Below are 1872 nucleotides of genomic sequence, written 5' to 3' on the forward strand. Positions count from 1 at the left end.
ATTATTGAACTGTTAATACCTCTTCTGACCGCTGTTTCAATAACAATATAAAGAATAAATAAGCTAACAATATAAAAGATAATAGAATTAACATGAGAAACATGACGAATCAAACCGTACAAACATATAAGGGTGGAACACTTTCTTAAATAGTAAACGGTATACTCCCTTATCTGTGTATATTTAAATAACACAAAAAAGGGGTGAATTATGCATTATATCTTCATCCATTTATTAACAGTTTCTGTTTTACCTTGTTTAACCTTAAATCTTGTGAGTTCTACAGTAGATGACATTTTCATTTCCTCATTTTCTATACAAATATCCTTACTTATAAGTAAAGCAACAGATGTAATAAGATTAATTTAGATAGATAAAGTCATTATGGAGTTTAAATCTTTGAATCCTAACTTCTTATATATTTCCTTCGCATAATTAGTGGCAAAAACATTTAAACGAACTTCTTCATATCCAGATTTTTTTAATGTACTTATTCCTTCTTTTAGAATTTCCTTTGATATTCCATTACCTCTAAATTGCGTTAAGACAAAAATATCATAAATGAATCCGTGTTTCTTACCCGAAAAATAATCCGTATTTTCACCGAGCAAAATCCAACCAGCTATTGAACTGTCCGCATTTCTATAGACTAGGTAAAAACCACCTTTATTTAAAATACCATTAAATATTTGGTTTGTCTTTTCTGCACTTAGTGCTTGCTGAGCACCTTCACTTGCTGACTCAGCAGCCTTAGTCAATATAAATTCTTTGTCCTTTTCCGTTGCTTTCTCAATCATAAACGTTCCATCTTTTTCCATAAGTATAGGATATACTTCGACAGATATTTTTATTTCCCCTTCATTCGCCCATACTACGCTTTGCAAAAAAAAAGAGCTGACTGAGCTGGCCAATGATTTTCCACTTCAATACCTTTATCGACTACGTACATTACTGTCCTTAAATTAGTACCTATCCAACGTTTAAAAAACCTGACAAACGAAAAACAACAACTTAAAGAATTGTGGCCTAACATGTATTCAAACTTTACATAGCTTTATGACTGAAAGGGCACTTCCCTTTTATGGGTTCTATATCATCGCCGATAAAGAATTTTTCCATTCATTATTAGCTGATGTCCGGATGCTGGTAATTGATTCCATGTCTCTATTCGATCACCTACTTTATCCCGTAACCCTCTTCGGACCACGATTGATCGTAGTCAGCAAGCTCTATCTCTGATTATTCTTACTAGAATACTCACTGATTTCACTGTTTGTAAATAAAATATTAGACATTTCTTAATATTAAATTATTGTAAGCATTTTCAATTCCACTTTATGTATAACATGCAGAAAAAGTGCCAGGCACCCGCGTTTCCTCGGGACAAAAAACGTCCTGCAAAACATGAAGTGCTGGCACTTTTGGTTAATGTTCAATCAAGCATTTTCCCCGGAATCCGAGACTATGGCATAAGTTTTTTTGGGTCTTCCTGGACGGCCTGATGATTCTTCTCCAACGACCTCGAGCAATCCCATTTGTTCAAGTTCACTCAGGATGCGACGTGTGTTACGATCTGTATTTTTCAACAGGCTTGTTATCAGTTCACTACTGAACTGGGTAATGCGCTTCAATTTCAGAAAATGATAGATTTTTGCAGGAATGATAGATGTATAGTTATTTTCCTGCAGTGTTTGTTTCCAATTATTGGGTATATTCTCTACAGTATAAAAACTTGTATGTTCTTTTGAATAATCGATAACTTTCTTGTCTTCGTCGACAAACATAATGCTCGTTTCATTTCTTTCAGGTTCTTGCGAGAATGCAATATCCACATGTCTCTCAGCCTCGTATACAGTATAGCCGGACCCAATT

1 protein-coding gene and 2 pseudogenes are annotated in these 1872 nt (G+C 34.2%); all 3 read right to left on the reverse strand.

The window, feature by feature from the left end; translation table 11 throughout:
* Positions 1–365: 365 nt before the first annotated feature.
* Complete coding sequence (locus tag AC1DOS_RS19825; protein ID WP_477538868.1) at positions 366–911, reverse strand: GNAT family N-acetyltransferase; 546 nt, start codon at positions 909–911, stop codon at positions 366–368.
* 133 nt (positions 912–1044) lie between these two features.
* Positions 1045–1189 (reverse strand): annotated as a pseudogene (locus AC1DOS_RS19830) (YqcI/YcgG family protein); the annotation flags it as partial.
* A 247-nt stretch (positions 1190–1436) separates the two neighbouring features.
* Positions 1437–1872, reverse strand: a pseudogene (locus AC1DOS_RS19835) (hypothetical protein); the annotation flags it as partial.

The organism is Paenisporosarcina sp. P5_A11, from assembly GCF_056400705.1.